Genomic DNA, 15450 nt, shown 5'->3' with positions numbered 1-15450 from the left:
CACATGGCAGACGAGACAGACACCCCGCAGGACGAATCACCGGCCGACGAGGCCAAGCGGAAGTTCCGTGAGGCGCTGGAGCGCAACGCCGCGAACGCCCAGTCCCAGCAGGCGCATCAGAGTCGCGCGAAGGTCCAGGGTGCGAGCAGCGGTCCCGGCGGCAAGAACAAGAAGGTCCGCCGCAAGACCGGCTGACCCTCGGACACGAGGAGCTCAGTCTCGCCGTCACGGGCGGCGGGACCGGGCCGCTCCGTGAGATTGGGCCACTCGGGTGAGTGGGGATAACCAGAAGCGCCGACAGCAGTTGATCAGCTCGCCCGCCGAGGGCGGCTATCTCATGCGACAGTGCGACAGAAGGATCCCCCCACATGTTCAAGAAGTTCATGGCCACCGCCGCGGTCACCGCCTCCGTGCTGGGCGCGGGCGCCGCAGTAGCCACCCCGGCGATGGCCATCGGCAACGACAACGGCATCAACACCGTCAACGGCAACGGCGCCGCGCAGATCTACGGCAACCAGGAGACCAAGGGCAAGATGAGCCCGCAGCTCGGCGCCGTCCAGGGCTCCCTGAACAAGCTCTGCATCGGCCTGCCGGCCAAGGTCAACGCCCAGTCCCTGTTCGCGGTGCTCGCCAACATCGGCGTCCAGGACATCAACGTGGCGTCCAACCCGCAGAACCAGCAGTGCGCGGAGAACTCCACGCAGGCCAAGGGCGACGAGACGGCCTCACACATCCTCAGCAACATCCCGGTCCTCTCCGGCAACCTCTCCACCGGCAGCTGATCGCTGATCCGCTGATCGAGCGCCGGCGTGGCCTGCCACGCCGGCGCCACGCCGTTCCGGCGGCTGCGTCGCCTCAGCGGGAGGCGCGCAGCGCGGTGGCCAGCGCCGTGGCGAGCTGGGCCCGGGAGCGTACGTCGAGCTTCTGGTAGATACGGGTCAGCCGTGCCTCCACCGTCTTCACGCTGAGGAACAGCTTCGCCGCTGCCTCCTGGTTGCTCGCGCCCTGGCTGACGAGCAGTGCGAGGCGGGTCTCGGCCTCGGTCAGGGCTGCGACCGCCACCGTTTCCGCACCGCCCCCCTCGCCGGGGGCCGGCTCCCGGGCGAGCTCCGTCCACGGCGCCGCCCCGGCCTGCTGGAACACCTCGGCCGCGGCCTGGAGTGCGGCGCGCGCGGGTGCGCGGCGCCGGCGGCGCCGTTCCACGCGGGCGAGCGCGAGCAGCGTACGGCCCCGCTCCAGCGGCAGCCGCAGGGTCTCGAAGCGCTGAGCCGTGGCCTCCAGCAGCTGCACGGCGGCGTCTGCGTCACCCTGTGCGGACAGGCACAGTCCGCGGGCCCGGTCGAGTGCGGCGACCACCCCGGTGCGGCCGAGGCCGCGGGCGACGGTACGGACGGAGTCGATCAGCCGGGCGGCCTCCTCGGTCGCGTCGGCGGCGACCAGGGCCTCGGCGAGTTCCCCGTGCCAGCGCAGGATGGAGGGGTCCACCACCTTCTGGGCGGCTTCGAGTTCGGCTACCCGGCGCAGGGTGGCGACGGCTTTCGCCGCCTCTCCGGTGGCCAGTTCGACGAGGCCGAGGGCGTGCAGGCTCCGGGAGAGGAAGACCTGGTCGTGCTCCTCCTGCGAGGCCTGGATGCCGCGCCGGGCGTATCCGGCGGCGCGTGCGAAGCTGCCGCCGGTGGCCTCGGCCATCGCGGCGACGTACCAGGCGGGGCCGGGCGAGAGGCCCGCCTCGATCGTCAGCTCCAGCGCCTGGCGGGCGCGGGCGGAGGCGGCCGCGCACCGGCCGCTGCGCAGTTCGACCTCGGTGAGGCTGCGCAGGACCTCGAAGACGTCCTCGGCGGAGCCGGTGCGCTGGACGGCGGGCAGCAGGGCCATCAGCTGGCGGCGGGCGTCGTCCAGGCGGTCGTCGAACAGGGCGTGCCGTACGGCGAGGTACTGGGGCGCGTTGCGCATGCCGAGCGGTACGTCGGGGACGGGCAGGGCGAGCGCCTCGGAGAGGATCGCCTCGGCGCCCGGGTCCCCGAGGATGCGGCCCATGCGGGCCCGTACGGTCAGCGCCATGGCCTCGGCGACCTGGTCGCCGCCGAGTGCGGCGAGGGCCCCCGCCCGGGCCGCGGCGTCGCGGGAGCGGACGGGGTCGCCGTCGCTGAGGTTGTGCTTCCAGGCGATCCGCAGCTGGACGGCGGCCTGGAGCGAGGGGTCCCCGGCGGCGTCGTCCATGGCGCACGCGAAGGTCTCGTCGAGGGCGCCGAGCGCCTGGCCGGCGGCGTCGATCACGGCGAGCCGGGCACGTACCCGGTCGGCGGGTGAGGCGTCGCGGGCCAGGACGGCGCGGGTGGCGCGGCGGGCGAGGTCGGCGCGGCCGGCCCAGCCGGCGTCCTCGGCGGCGGTGACGAGGCGGGCGAGCTGTTCTCCGGCCAGGTGGGAGGGGGTACGTTCGGCGGCGAGCAGGCCGAGTTCGGCGGCGAGGGCCCGCTGGCCCCGGCGGCGGCAGACCGCGGCGGCCTCCGATATCTCCGCGGCGAGCCGTGGGTCGGGGCTGTCCACGGCCAGCGCGCGGTGGCGTACGGCCTGGACGGGGTCGTCGACGGCTGCGGCCAGCGCGGCGTGGCCGGCGGCGCGTTCGGGCCAGCCCGCGTCGGCGGCGAGCGCGGTGGGCAGGGCGCCGGCGGTGAACTCGACGGTGCCGTCCTCCCCCACCCTGACGAGCGCGGCCCGTTCCGCCTCGGCCAGTTCGGTCTCGGCGTCGGGGCGCCCTGCCCGGCGCAGCAGGGCGGTGGTCGGGCGGGTGGCGAGGGCGGCGAGGAGCAGGGTGCGGCGGGCCTGGGCAGGGGCCTCGGCGAGCAGTCGGCGGGCCACTTCGCGGGCCTGGCCGGAGACGGGCAGGGTGTCGGCGTGGTGGGCGCCGGCGTCGCGGGCTCCGGCGGCTTCGGCGAGGGAGTGCCCGAGGGCGAGGGCGAGCCGCGGGTTGCCGCCGCTGGCCTGGTGGATGCGGCCGGCGAGGCGGGCCGGGAGGCCGTGGCGGACGAGGAGTTCGGCGATCTCGTCGGCGCCGAGCGGGGGCACCCGGATCGCGGGGGTGCCGGTGCCGCAGAGGGGTTCGCCGACGGACGTGCCGCCCTGGACGCATTCGGCGACGAGGACCTGGACGCGCGGCGGGGTGAGGCGCAGGGCGAAGCGGAGCAGGTCGGTGCTCTCGGCGTCGAGCCACTGGGCGTTGTCGAGGACGAGGAGGACGGGCTGGCGGGCGGCGAGCGTGCGGAGCACCTCGACGACGGCGAGGCGCAGGGCGACGTGGTCGCGGCCGTCGCGGGGGGCGTCCGTCTCGCGGCGCAGGAGGGCGATCGCGGTGCGCTGGGGGCCGGACAGCCGTTCCAGTGCGGCGGCGGGGACGGTGGCCAGGAGGGCCGCCGCGGAGGCTTCGGGGATGCACTGGTCGGCGGCCTCGGGTGCGAGGCGCAGCACGGTCTCGCGGCGCGCTTCGGCCGCCGCCGCGACGGCGCGGACGACCTCGGTCTTGCCCGCGCCGGCCGGGCCGGTGAGCAGCGCCCGGCCGTGCGTGGTCAGCGCGCGGTCGACCGCCCTGACCAGTTCGCCCTGTCCGACACTTGTGTCAGCGTGCCCCGTCGCCGCCACCACGCACAGCCACCAGCCTCTCGGTCCCCAGCTCCTGTGCCTTCCCTGTGACGCGACAATACGAGGTCGGGTGCCGGGTGAACACGGATTGTGACGCAGAAATCAGTCACGCGGCCGGAAAAGCCGGCGGGCCTGCCGATACGAGGTGTATCGGCAGGCCCGCCGGTTCAGTTGGTCCGTACTATCGGCCCGTCAGACCGAGTGGGGAACCGGATCAGAAGCCGAGGCCCCAGGAGTCGATGTAGCCGGTGTCGGCGGAGTACACGTCCTGGACGCGCAGCTGCCAGGTGCCGTTGGCGGGCAGCGCGGAGGCGTCGACGGTGTAGGTGGCGGAGACGTTGGCGGCGCTGTCGCTCGACGAGGAGTTCTTGAGCCGCTGGACGACCGCACCGCCGGGACCGACTAGGTCGATCACGACGTCACCGCGGTAGCTGTGCTTGATGTCGACGATCACCTTGAGCGCGGCCGGGGCGTTGCCGGTGCGGCCCGAGACGGTGATGGAGGAGGAGATGGCTCCGCCGTTGTCCGGGATCGCCACGTCGGTGGTGTTCTCGTACGTGGGGGCGGGCACGGAGGTCACGGCGGTGACGGTCGCGGCCGCGTCGGCGAGGCCGGCGCCGCAGCCGCCGGTGCAGGTACCCGCGAGCGGGCGGGCGTTGGTCTTGATCGCCGACTCGACCTGCGCCGGGGTCAGCGAGGGCTTGGCGGCCACGAGGAGCGCGGCGAGGCCCGCGACGTGCGGGGCGGCCATGCTGGTGCCCTGGTAGGGCTTGTAGATCTCGGCGCCGGGGGTGGTGGTGCCGGCGTTGAGGGTGGAGAGGATGCCGTTCTCGGGGGTGGTGACGGTGCCGGGGGTGTCCGTGCCGCGTCGGGTCTCACCGCCCGGGGCGGCGATGTCGATGATCGCGCCGTAGTTCGAGTAGAAGGAGCGGTCGCCGGTGCGGCTGCTGGCGGCCACGTTGATCACGTTGTTGCAGCTGGCGGGCGAGAAGCCGGCCGCGTCGGCGTTGCTGTTGCCGGCGGCCACGACGACGGTCGTGCCGCGGCCGACGGCCGCGTTGATGGCGTTCTGGTAGGTGGCGGTGCAGGCACCCGAGCCACCGAGGCTCATGTTGATGACCTTGGCCGGGGTGGCGTTCGCCGGCACGCCCGCGACGGTGCCGCCGGACGCCCAGGTGATGGCGTCGACGATGTCCGAGGTGGCGCCGCCGCACTTGCCGAGCACACGGACGGGCTGGATCTTCGCGTCGTACGCGATGCCCGCGACGCCCTTGGCGTTGTTGGTGGCCGCGGCGATGGTGCCCGCGACGTGGGTGCCGTGCCAGGAGGAGTTGCTGGCGGTGGAGCCGGTGCCGCACTCGCCGGCGGCGCTCCAGTCGCCCTGGTCGGCGGGGTTGTTGTCGCGGCCGTTGCCGTCACGGGCGGCGGTGGAGTTGCTGATGAAGTCGTAGCCGGCGACGACGTTCGGGGCGACGTCGGAGTGGGCGACGTAGCCGGTGTCGATCACGGCGACGGTGACGCCGGAGCCGGTGGTCTTGCCCCAGGCGGCGGGAACGTTCATGCCGGCGGTGGGCTCGAAGAGGTCCCACTGCTTGGCGTACTCGGTGTCGTTCGGGGTGGCCAGCGCGTAGGCGCGGGAGTCCGGCTCGACGTAGGCGACGTCCGGGTCGGCGCGGAACTGGGCCATCACCTTGGCGGCGTCGGCGGGGGAGCCGAGGCTGACCAGGGCGGCGCCGGTGCCGAGGCGGCGGTCGAACTTCGCCTTCTTGCCGGCCTTCTTGCCCTTCGCCGCGGCGTCGTCCGCAGCCGCGCTGTTGGAACTGGCCTCGGAGGCGGAGGCCTTGTATCCGACGATGAGGTTCTCGACCGGCGCGGCGGCCGCGGTGGCGGCCGGAGCGGCGGCGGCAGGGTCCGAGGTGGCCAGCGCCATGGAGGTGGTGGCGGAGCCCGCGAGCAGCGTGACGGACATCGCCACCACGGATATGAGCCTACGTCTGGATGCGTGCACGGTGTTCCCTTTCGCGGGCCGATTCCGGGCAGGCCGGAGCGGCCGGTCGGTGCAGTGTGGGAGGTGACTGGCGGCTGCGGGGCCGGGAGCGAGCTGGTCGAACTCGTCCCGGCCGCCGCCGCGCGCCACGTTGCCCCGGCCTCGACGGTGGGGCAGGGCAACGGCGGGTACCGGTGATTCCCCCTGGTCGAACGGCATCATGCCATGTGGGGTTGGCGTGTCGGCCGCTGGGTCGGGAAGATCGCCGGTGGGCAGACAGTAGGCAACACGGAGATGAACCGGATAGGGGGAAAACCCTTGTCCGCGCCCTGCCCGTCGCCCGCGGGCCCCTCGGGGCGCCGGGCCGCCGGGGCGGGCCCGTTCCGCGTCATTGTTCCCCGGACGTCTCCCGGTGGGGCGGGAAGAGCTTGCGGAAGTACGTCCAGCTGGTCTCGTTCGGCTCGGTCCACTTGTCCGGGGCGTGGGCGAATTCGGGGTGCCGGGCGGCGATGTAGGCGCGGTTGCGCTCGGGAACTTCCGCGTAGGAGCCGAGTTTGCGGCCGCGGCAGTGGAAGGTGAGACCGCCGGGGCGACCGCCCTGTTCCATCCAGGGCAGCCACGGGGACATCCGGGTCCAGGACATCGTCGAGGGGACGCTCGGCGCCTCGGTGGTGAGGGCGGTGGCGGGCGCGAAGAACTGGAAGAGCTCCAGCGCCCGGTAGGTGTCATCGGCCGAATTGTCCGGGTATTCCTCGACCGGCAGCGGCGAGGGATAGGCCAGCGGGATCTCCAGGCTGAAGCACACCTGGTCACCCAGCTCCATCACGGGGACCGCGAACGGCCGCCACTTCTGGTTCGCCGGATCGTTCCAGACGTGCACCACCGGCTTGCCGCCCCAGGTCTCCATGATCTCGCGGGTCCGGGGGTCGAGGTAGAAGGCGGCTTCCCTGGACAGCAGCTGGTAGCCGCCGTCCTCGTCCGGGACGAGCCGGGCGACGTTGAGCCCTTCGAAGCCGAAGAGGCGCTGATACGCCTCCCCGGGGGCCCAGGAGTGGACGTCGCCGGACCACCAGAAGGTGACCTCCGCGCCGTCGAGCGAGGCGCGGGTGCGGGCGAAGGCGTGCAGCAGCTCGGCGGGTGTCATACGCCGTACTGTGCGCGGCGGCCGCACGGACCGGCAAGCGGCCCCACGGACAAACAGCCCGCCGGTGCGGCCGGTTCACCCGGGGTGGCCGGCCGGTGCGAGTTGCCCGGTCTCGCGCGAAGGTAGGGCTTTTCCGCATAAATCGCCATCTGGCGTGAAGGGTTGCCCCGGTGCCCGCCATGCGGATGCCAGGTTGACGACGCTGCCGCCACGGGCAACGGTGACCGCCATGGGGAACGAACGCCGACTGCTCGCTCTCGTCATCTGCCTGGTCCTGGGCGGCGGGCTGACGGCCGCCGTGCTCGGGGCCTCGCGAGCGGCCGGACCGCACGCGGGGACGGCGGCGGCAGGTCCGGCTCCTTCGGACTACGTGGACATATCGGATGTTCCGCGTGCCCCGGGCCCGGCGGCCGCGGCGGGTCCCGATGCCTCGGCGGGTTCGGTGGTCGTGGACTGCGGCCGCAACGAGCAGGGCCACTACAACGAGGACAACCTCGTCGTCTCGCCGGGGCTGCGGGCGGGCGCCCACCACACGCACGCGTACGTCGGGAACCTGTCCACGGACGCGATGTCGACCGAGGCCTCCCTGGACGCGGCCGCCACCAGCTGCACGGGCGGCGACCGGTCGACGTACTACTGGCCCGTCCTGCGCCGCCTGGACCGGCCGGGCACGCGTCCGCACGAGAGCACGGCGGCCCACGGCAACACCGGCGAGATCGTGCCGGAAGCCTCGGTCCTGGTGGAGTTCCGGGGCAGTCGGGTCGGCAAGGTGGTGGCGATGCCCCGGTTCCTGCGCGCGATGACCGGCGACGCCGTCGCGTACACGGCGGACAGCGACGCCGACGTCCGGGCCCGCTGGGGCTGTTCCGGCTCCCCCGACCGGTCCACCACCCACTATCCGCGCTGCCCCGCGGGACAGCGCGTCACCCGCGCCCTCGTCTTCCCGAGCTGCTGGAACGGCCTCGACACCATCGGCGCCGGACACCGCTCCCACTTGCGGTTCCCCTCGGCGAACGGCGTGTGCCCCCAGGACACCTTCCCGGTGCCCGAGCTCCGGATCTCCCTGGCCTACGAGGTCCCCGCCGGGGCGCCCGTGGCGCTCGACTCCTTCCCCGAGCAGCGGCACAGCCCGAAGACGGACCACGCGATGTTCGTGAACGCGATGACCGAGCCTCAGATGGCCGCCGTCGTCGACTGCCTCAACTCGGGCGGCGCCTGCCGGATGTGAGCGGCGTACGGGAGCACGCGCACCCGAGTGACGCACGCCACATGAACCGGAAGGTTCCGGGCGGCGTGTTCCGACCGCACCACGTACGCGAGGAAGACGGAGAGGGTGAGATGGCCGGACCACTGTGGCCCCGCACTCGGCGGGGCTCGACCGATGAGGCACTGATCAAGTCGGTGTACGAGGAGCACGGCCACGCCCTGCTCGCGTACGCCACCCGGCTGACCGGGGACCGGGCCGCCGCCGAGGACGTCGTCCAGGAGACGCTCATCCGGGCCTGGCGGCACTCCGAGGTCCTGGTCAACGGCAAGGGCTCGGTGCGCGGCTGGCTGCTCACGGTGGCCCGCAACATCATCACGGACCGGTACCGGGCCAAGGCGGCCCGGCCACCGGAGGTCTCCGGGGCTTCGGCCGCTCCCCCGGTGGAGGCGGACCACGCCGACGCGGTGGTGGACACGATGACGGTCCTCGGGGCTCTCGACCAGCTGTCGCCGGAACACCGGGACGTGCTCAAGGAGTTGTACTACCGGCAGCTCAGCGTCGCCGAGGCCGCCGACAGCCTCGGCATCCCGGCGGGCACGGTCAAATCGCGTTCGCACTACGCGCTCAAGGCCCTGCGCGACGTCTTCCGGGACAGCGGCATCAAGGACAACAGCGATGGCAGACGAACGGGCAGGCCACCCCAGCAGCCCGCCGGACTGCGTGAGGTGGTGGCATGAACCGGCAGCGGCACGAGGAGGAACTGCTCGGTCCGTACGTGCTCGGCGTCCTGGACGCGGAGGAGTTCCGCCGGGTCGAGGAACACATGGGCGGATGCGTGCAGTGCCGGGAGGAGGTGACCGCGTTGCGCGAGATGGAAGCGGCACTGGGTGAGGTGCCCGAGGAGGCGTTCCTCGACGGACCCCCGCAGGGCGGGGACCTGCTGCTCCAGCGCACGCTGCGGGAGATGCGCGGCGAGCGGGACCGCGCGCGGCGCCGCGGCCTGGGGCTCGCCGGGCTGGCCGCGGCCGCCTCACTGGCCGCCGTGTTCTGGGCCGGTACGCAGCTGGCCGCGGGGGATCCGGATGCGGTGGCCCTGCCTCCGCAGCCGTCCGCGACGGCGTCACCGGACCCCTCGCAGCCTGCCGGGACCAAGGTGCTCTCGGCGACCGATCCGGTCACCGGCACACGGATGACGGTGAAGATGACTCCCGCCGCGAAGTGGGTGCGGCTGCACGCCGCGGTCACCGGGGTCCCGCCGGGCGAGCGGTGCCGGCTGATCGTGGTCGCCAAGGACGGTACGCGCTCCACCGCCGGCGGCTGGGTCGTCGGCAGCCAGGAGAACGGCGAGGGCAAGGGTGCGGCGCTGGACGGCTCCGCGGCCGTGGACCCGGCGGACGTCAAGGCCGTCCTGGTCGAGAACGAGGCGGGCAGGGCGTTCGTGGCGGTACCGGTGTGACCGGCCCCGGACCGGGGTCCGGGATGTGACGGAACCCGGGAGCACATCCAGCTCCCGGGCTCCGATGAACCTCACAGAAGACGTGGCCGCCCGGCATTCGAATGCCGATGAGCCCAGCCGGACCGGGCGGTCGGCGGCCCGAGGCGGTGGCCGAGAATGGCCCCCATGTCACACACTCCGTCCACCGCCGGTCAGCTGCTGGACTCCCTCGACCCACTCCCCCACACTGCCCGGCTGCGCCTGCTGGCCACCACCGCCCGGGACCTCGCGCGCACCGGCGCGCTGGACGGCGTACTGGCCGATCTGGCCGGACGCGGGCGGTACGAGCGCCGGTTGGCGGCGCTGGCCGCGCTCGCCGGGCGCCACGCGGCGTACCTGACGGAGCGTCTGACCGACCCCGATCCCGTGGTGCGCCGCTACGCCCTGCGGGCCGTCCGCACCCTGCCGGTGCCGGACTGCGCGATCGCGGCGGCCTACGAGACCGCCTCCGCCGTGGTGCGCGGGCAGCTGACGGAGGCCGTCCTCGCCGGATCGAGGCAGGCACTGGCCGAGCAGCTGGTAGCGGAGCTGCGGCAGCGCTGGGGCGATGGCGAGGCCGCCGCCCTCCTCCCGGCCTGCGGGACCCGGTTCACGGCCCGGCTGCTGCCGGAGCTGGCGCCGGCCGTCACCGACCGGCGGCGGATCGCCCGCTTCCATCCCGGCCCGGTACTTGACCAGGCGTGGAGCGAACTCGAGGCGCTGCCCCGCGCCTTGCGCGGGGACTGGTGGGAACGCCAGGCGCCGGCCGTCGCCGCGGCCGTGGGCGCCGAGCCGTGCCGGGTGCTGGACCTGCTGGAGGCGTACGGACCGGTCCGGCTCCCCCACGTCCTGGCGGGCCGGCTCGGCGACCTGGCCGTTGCCGATGCCGAGCGCGTCGTGCGCTGGCTCACCGCCGCCGAGCGCGAGACAGGGTGGAACGAGCCGCTCCCGCCGCCGTCGGTGCTGCGCCGGATCGTACGGGCGGACCCCGCCTCCCTGCCCGCCCTCGGGCGCCACTGGGCGGAGCGGCCGCACCATCTGGCCGCGCTGCTGAAGGCGATGCCCCCGGGCCGGCGAGCGGCCTTCCACGACGCCGCGACGCAGGGCGGGGCCGCGCGCGGGACGGCGCTCCCCGCCGCCGTGCTGGCGGTACTTCCCCGGGAGCGCAGGATCGCGGAGGCCCGGCGCGGCCTCGCCCTCAAGGAGACCGGCAACCCGGCCGAAGCCGGCCGTCTGCAGCTCCTGGCCCAGCTCCCGGTCGCCGAAGCCCGCGGCGAACTGCTCGCCGCGGTCGCGGACCACGAGGCGCTCGTCCGGGCGGCCGGCTGGGAGCACCTCGTCGCCAACACCGGCCACGCCCGCGACCACGCCGCGGTGGCCGAGGTGGTCGCGATGATGGCCCGGCGCCTGCGCAACGACCGGGATCCCGTACGGCAGTCCGCACTCGGCGCGCTGGCCGCCCTGCCCGGCCCGCTGCTCGCCGAAGCCGCGGTGGCCGACCCCGATGTGCCCGGCCACCTGGACCGCATCCTGCGGGACGCGCTGGAGGCGCGCGACGTGTCCGCAGGTACCCAGTTGGGCCTGGACCGCCTCGTCTTCGCGGTGCTGGACCAGCCGTCCCGCGGCCCGCTCCTCGACTGGGCCCTCTCCGCGCTGCGCCTGCTGGCCGCCGAGACCGGCGTCGTCACACTCGGGCCGCCCGGCGGCACCCTGAGCCGCAGGCGTGAGCGGCAGGTGGTCCAGGCGCTGCGTCCCTGGCTCGACGGCGCTGCCGAGAAGGGCGAATACGGCCCGCTGCTCGCGCTCACCCGCCTCCTCGGCCGGCGGGCCCACCGCATACCGGAGGTGCGCCGGCTGCTCGCCGAGGCCCTCGGGCAGTGCGACGACAGCGACTTCCCGCGTCTGGCCCGGTCCTGGCTCGCGGACCGCGCCACGCGGTGCGAGCGGGTCGAGTCCCTCCTGGCGGACGAGCCCTCCGCGGCCGCACTGGAGCCCGTGCGGCAGGTGCTGTCCGCGCACCGCACCGACCTGCTGGACCGGATCCTGGCCGAACAGCCGCCGTACGGCCGCTTCCTGCGCGAGCGCGCCGACCGGCCGCTCCCCGACTTCAGCCGAGCGGACCGGTGGCTTCCGCGCCAGCAGGAGACGGCCGCGAAGCTCGCGGCGGACGCCGTCGGCGACACCTCCAGGCCTCCGCGGGTGCGGGCCGCGGTGCTCCGCCGCGCCGCCCGAGTCCCCGGCCACGGCCACGCCCTCGTACGGCGGTACGCGAGCTCGGCGGAGACCGTGCTCGCCGAGGCCGCTCTGGCGGCCTCGGTCTTGACCGACGAACCCGCGGTCGCCCTCGGCGAACTGCTCGCGCACGCGGACGGCGACCGGGCCCGCGTCGCGGTGTACGCCGTCGGCCGAGCTGCGGCCGGAACCGAACCGGACCGGCTGGCGGAGCTGCTCGACGGTCTGCTGGACCCCGCCAAGGGCACGAAGGTGACGAGCCGTAAGGAGGCGGCCCGACTGGCGGCGCGCTTCCTGCCGCCGGGCCGGGCGGGGCGGATGCTGTCGCGGATCGGCCGCGACCCGGCCGCCCACCCCGACCTGGTGGCCGCGGCCGTCGCCCTGGCTCCTCGGCTGCTCTCCTCCGGCGAGGTCTGGGAGCTGCTGGACACAGCGGTCGCCGCCGACAACGCGGCGGCGCGGCGCGCGGTCCTGCGCACCCGCCCGCTCGATGTGGCGCCGTCCCACCGGCCCCGCTACGCAGGGCTGGTGGCCACGCTCGCGACCTGCGCGGACCGGGACACGTCCGGGCCGGCGGTCACGGCACTGCCCCACTGGATCGCGTACGCGCCCGGGGCCGCCGACACGGTACGGGCGATGGTCTGCGACCTGGCCCGTCGGGACCGGAGCTGGCGGGGCGCGGCCTGGGTGCTCGGGGAGATCGCCGCGTCGGGAGTGGAGCATCCGGTCGGCGGCGGCGCCCCCGGGAGCACCCTGCACCGCACAGTCGAGCAACTGCTGGCCGCCGTACGGGACGGGGACGGGCCGGAGGCCGAGGCGGACGGCGACCTCCCGGGCCGGCAGCGGCTGCGCTGGTTGGCGACCCGCGTGGTCGGCGACGACCCCGGGCTGGCCGCCGCCCTGGCACGGCAGCTGGCCGGCGAACCGTCCCTGACCACCACGCGTACGAACCTGCTGGTCCGTGCCGTCGACCCGCAAGCGTCGGCGCCCCGGCAACTGGCGGCCCTGCGGGAGCTCGTCGCCGCACACGAGGACCGGCCCGGACTGGCGACGACCACCTCGGCCGCGCTGCGCGAGCGCCACAGGAGCGCGGAACCGGCGCCGGACACCGCCGTGACCCTGGAGCTCGTCACCGCCCTCGCAGCTGACGGCGTCCCGGCGGCGGGGCTGTTCGCGGTCGCTCTCGTCTCGGCCCTCGGCTCCCGCCACGGCTGGCCGGAGCCCTGCCGCGAGCAGCTGCGGGCTCTGCGCCGCCACCCCGGACCGGATGTCCGGGACGCGGCACTGGGCACCACGACGTACGTGGAGTGATCGCCTCCGCCGTGGCCCGGCAGGACCGCCCGAGGCAGGACGATCATCACATTGTGGTCCATGACATCCTGTGACGTCACAACTCGCCGGGCGGGATCGGCGGACGTCGGGGGAATTTGGGGAAGGTCCATGAGGCTCTGCTTCCTGGTGGAGGAGCACTACCGCCACGACGGCATGCCGAACGAGGTGATCCGGCAGCTGACCGCGTGGGGGCACCAGGTCGACGTGGTGCGGCCGGGGGGCTCGCTGCTGCGCATGACCGAAGCCGTTCGCGCGGGCGCGCACGACGCCTGGGTGCTCAAGACGGTCTCCGGCGGCCCTGGGCTGACCCTGCTCGAAGCCGCGGCGGCGGCCGGGATGACCACGGTCAACGACGCGCGGTCCATCCGCGGCGTACGGGACAAGGCGCTGGCCGCCGCCATCGGCCGGGCCCGTGGGCTGCCGCTGCCGCCGACGTACGCGGCGGCCTGCCCCGAGCTGCTGAGGGAGATACCGGCGGCGGAGTACCCCCTCGTCGTCAAGCCGGCCGACGGGAGTTCCGGGCGGGCCGTGCACCTGGTGTCCTCGCCGGAGCGGCTGGAGGCGATGCTCCCCGTCCTCGCCGACGAGGGCCTGCTCATCGCCCAGCCGTACGTGCCCAACTCGGGCACCGACATCAAGGTGTACGGGGTGGGCGGGGAGCTGTACGCCACCGAGCGCTGCTCCCCGCTGAACCCGGACCCCTCGGTGCGCGAGCGCCGGGTGCCGCTGTCGGCGGAGGTCGCGGCGATCGCCGCGCAGGTGGGGGCGGTGTACGGGCTCGACCTGTACGGGGTGGACGTGCTGCTGGGTCCCGACGGGCCCGTGGTCGTCGACGTGAACGACTTCCCGAGCTTCCGTCAGGTTCCGGACGCTGCGGCACGGGTGGCCCGGGCGGTGCTGGACCTGGCGCGCACGGGCGGCTCCCCGCCCCCGCCGACGGCGTCGGCGCTCCCGTACGTGCCGCCCGTCCCGATCCCGGCGCAGGTGTCCGCGCGGGCGGGGGACGGCGCGTGAGGATCGGACTGATCACTCCGGAGCCGGAGCATCCTCTTCTGGCGGCCACGTCCGCGCTGCTGGCGGAGGAGCACCTCGTCGAAGCGCTCGACCCGGCCGGAACGGAACCCGCCGGACCCTTGGCCGACGTGTACCTGCTGAAGTCGCGCACCGAGCGGGCACTGGTTCTCGCGCGGGAACTGGAGCGGCGGGGCGCGCCCGTCGTCAACACCGCTGCGGCGACCGCGCTGTGCCAGGACCGTACGGCCATGGCGGAGCTCGCCCTGAGGGCCGGGCTGCCGTTCGCCGCCACCCGCACGGTCGGCCCGCTGTCCGCGTGGGCCTCGGGCGCCTCGTTCTCCTCCCCCGTGGTGGTCAAGAGCCGGTACAGCCGTCGGGGCGACCTGGTGGCCCGGGTGGACGACGCCGTGCGGCTGCGGGAGTTGGCGTGCGAGTGGCCCCAGGAGCCGGTGGTGGTGCAGCAGTTCACGCCCAACAGCGGCTGGGACCACAAGCTGTGGGCGATCGGGGACCAGGTCTTCGCGGCCCTGCGCCGTTCCGAGCTCTCGCCCGGCGGGCGCGGGCCCAACAGGCCGCTGGTCGTGGACGAACTGCCGGCCGGGTGGGCCGGCCTGGTCCGGTCGGTCGGGACGGCGTTCGCGCTGGACGTGTACGGCGTGGACATCATCGACGCGGGCGGCGGCACACCGCTGATCGTGGACGTGAACGCCTTCCCCGGTGTCCGCGGCCAGTCGGGCGCCCCCGAGGCCCTGGCGGCGCTGGCCCTGCGGCGGGCCGCGGGGAGGAAGTAGGCCCCGGTTCGTGTCGTCGACGTCCCGTCGGACCGGCTACGGACTGCATTGTTGTGACGACACTCCTCAGCGGCGCGGCGGGGGTGTCGCGCCGCTGACGGGGCGCGGGATCGGTGAGGATCGGGGCATGGGCTACCTGCCGGTCCTCTTCGCGCTGTTCGCGGCGCTCAGCAACGCGCTCGCCACCGTGCTCCAGCGGCGGGCCGCGCTCACCGTGCCGCAGAGCGGCGGTTTCCGGTTCGGGCTGGTCCTCGACCTGCTGCGGCGGCCGCTGTGGATCGCCGGGATCCTGGCCGTGATCGCGACCGGCGGCGGGCAGGCCGTGGCGCTGGCCACCGGCGCGCTGGCCCTCGTACAGCCCCTGTTCGTACTGGAAGCTGCCGCTCGCGCTGCTGATCGCCTCCCTGGTGGCGCGCGACCGGCTGCCGGGGGCGTCGTGGCTCGCCGTCGCGGGGGTGGTGGCCGGGCTGGGGATCGTGCTGGTGGCCGCCTCGCCCGAGGGCAACCGTACGCACGTACCGCTCGACCGGTGGGTCCCGGCCCTGGCGGCGTGTGCGGCGGCGGTCACCGTACTGGCCGTGGGGGTGCCAGCCCTGGCCCGGGCGGGGGCCGAGGCCGGGTAGCGTGCGGGGA

At 74.6% G+C, this 15450-nt stretch carries 11 protein-coding genes and 1 pseudogene; 9 read left to right on the top strand and 3 right to left on the bottom strand.

The genetic code is table 11. The features are described 5' to 3' along the window. Positions 1–3 precede the first annotated feature (3 nt). Positions 4–195, top strand: a complete 192-nt coding sequence (locus AB0D48_RS11145) for a DUF5302 domain-containing protein (RefSeq protein ID WP_327412189.1) — start codon at positions 4–6, stop codon at positions 193–195. 173 nt (positions 196–368) lie between these two features. After that, positions 369–782, top strand: coding sequence for a rodlin (locus AB0D48_RS11140; RefSeq protein ID WP_362393609.1), 414 nt, complete (start codon positions 369–371; stop codon positions 780–782). A gap of 73 nt (positions 783–855) precedes the next feature. On the opposite strand, the gene AB0D48_RS11135 is transcribed toward AB0D48_RS11140, so the two are convergent. The 3 genes from AB0D48_RS11135 to AB0D48_RS11125 form a co-directional block, all read right to left on the bottom strand. Continuing rightward, positions 856–3639, bottom strand: a complete 2784-nt coding sequence (locus tag AB0D48_RS11135) for a LuxR family transcriptional regulator (RefSeq protein ID WP_362393606.1) — start codon at positions 3637–3639, stop codon at positions 856–858. A 211-nt stretch (positions 3640–3850) separates the two neighbouring features. Further along, positions 3851–5605 (bottom strand): S8 family serine peptidase, encoded by a 1755-nt coding sequence (locus AB0D48_RS11130; RefSeq protein ID WP_362393794.1) that lies wholly within the window; start codon positions 5603–5605, stop codon positions 3851–3853. A 406-nt stretch (positions 5606–6011) separates the two neighbouring features. Continuing rightward, positions 6012–6767: a DUF1838 family protein gene (locus AB0D48_RS11125; RefSeq protein WP_362393604.1), complete on the bottom strand. Its 756-nt coding sequence runs from the start codon at positions 6765–6767 to the stop codon at positions 6012–6014. 229 nt (positions 6768–6996) lie between these two features. Here AB0D48_RS11125 and AB0D48_RS11120 point away from each other — a divergent pair, with 229 nt between their 5' ends. The 7 genes and pseudogenes from AB0D48_RS11120 to AB0D48_RS11090 form a co-directional block, all read left to right on the top strand. Beyond that, complete coding sequence (locus AB0D48_RS11120) at positions 6997–7995, top strand: DUF1996 domain-containing protein (protein ID WP_362393601.1); 999 nt, start codon at positions 6997–6999, stop codon at positions 7993–7995. A 110-nt stretch (positions 7996–8105) separates the two neighbouring features. Next, positions 8106–8711 (top strand): sigma-70 family RNA polymerase sigma factor, encoded by a 606-nt coding sequence (locus AB0D48_RS11115; RefSeq protein ID WP_362393598.1) that lies wholly within the window; start codon positions 8106–8108, stop codon positions 8709–8711. Further along, positions 8708–9430: a zf-HC2 domain-containing protein gene (locus tag AB0D48_RS11110; RefSeq protein WP_362393595.1), complete on the top strand. Its 723-nt coding sequence runs from the start codon at positions 8708–8710 to the stop codon at positions 9428–9430. The genes AB0D48_RS11115 and AB0D48_RS11110 overlap by 4 nt, the downstream gene beginning before the upstream one ends. Before the next feature lie 165 nt (positions 9431–9595). Further along, the gene (locus AB0D48_RS11105) at positions 9596–12991 is read left to right on the top strand and encodes a hypothetical protein (protein WP_362393593.1); all 3396 of its coding nucleotides are present in this window, start codon (positions 9596–9598) and stop codon (positions 12989–12991) included. 129 nt (positions 12992–13120) lie between these two features. Continuing rightward, positions 13121–14026, top strand: coding sequence for a hypothetical protein (locus AB0D48_RS11100; RefSeq protein ID WP_362393589.1), 906 nt, complete (start codon positions 13121–13123; stop codon positions 14024–14026). Beyond that, complete coding sequence (locus tag AB0D48_RS11095; RefSeq protein ID WP_362393586.1) at positions 14023–14817, top strand: alpha-L-glutamate ligase; 795 nt, start codon at positions 14023–14025, stop codon at positions 14815–14817. The genes AB0D48_RS11100 and AB0D48_RS11095 overlap by 4 nt, the downstream gene beginning before the upstream one ends. Positions 14818–14944: 127 nt before the next feature. After that, positions 14945–15395 (top strand): annotated as a pseudogene (locus AB0D48_RS11090) (DMT family transporter); the annotation flags it as partial. Between the last annotated feature and the right edge of the window lie 55 nt (positions 15396–15450).

The sequence above is a fragment of the Streptomyces sp. NPDC048269 genome (assembly GCF_040652395.1).
Taxonomy (GTDB): Bacteria; Actinomycetota; Actinomycetes; order Streptomycetales; family Streptomycetaceae; genus Streptomyces.
The sequence above is the reverse complement of the archived record's forward strand: the minus strand, read 5'-3'. Positions and strand labels throughout refer to the sequence as shown.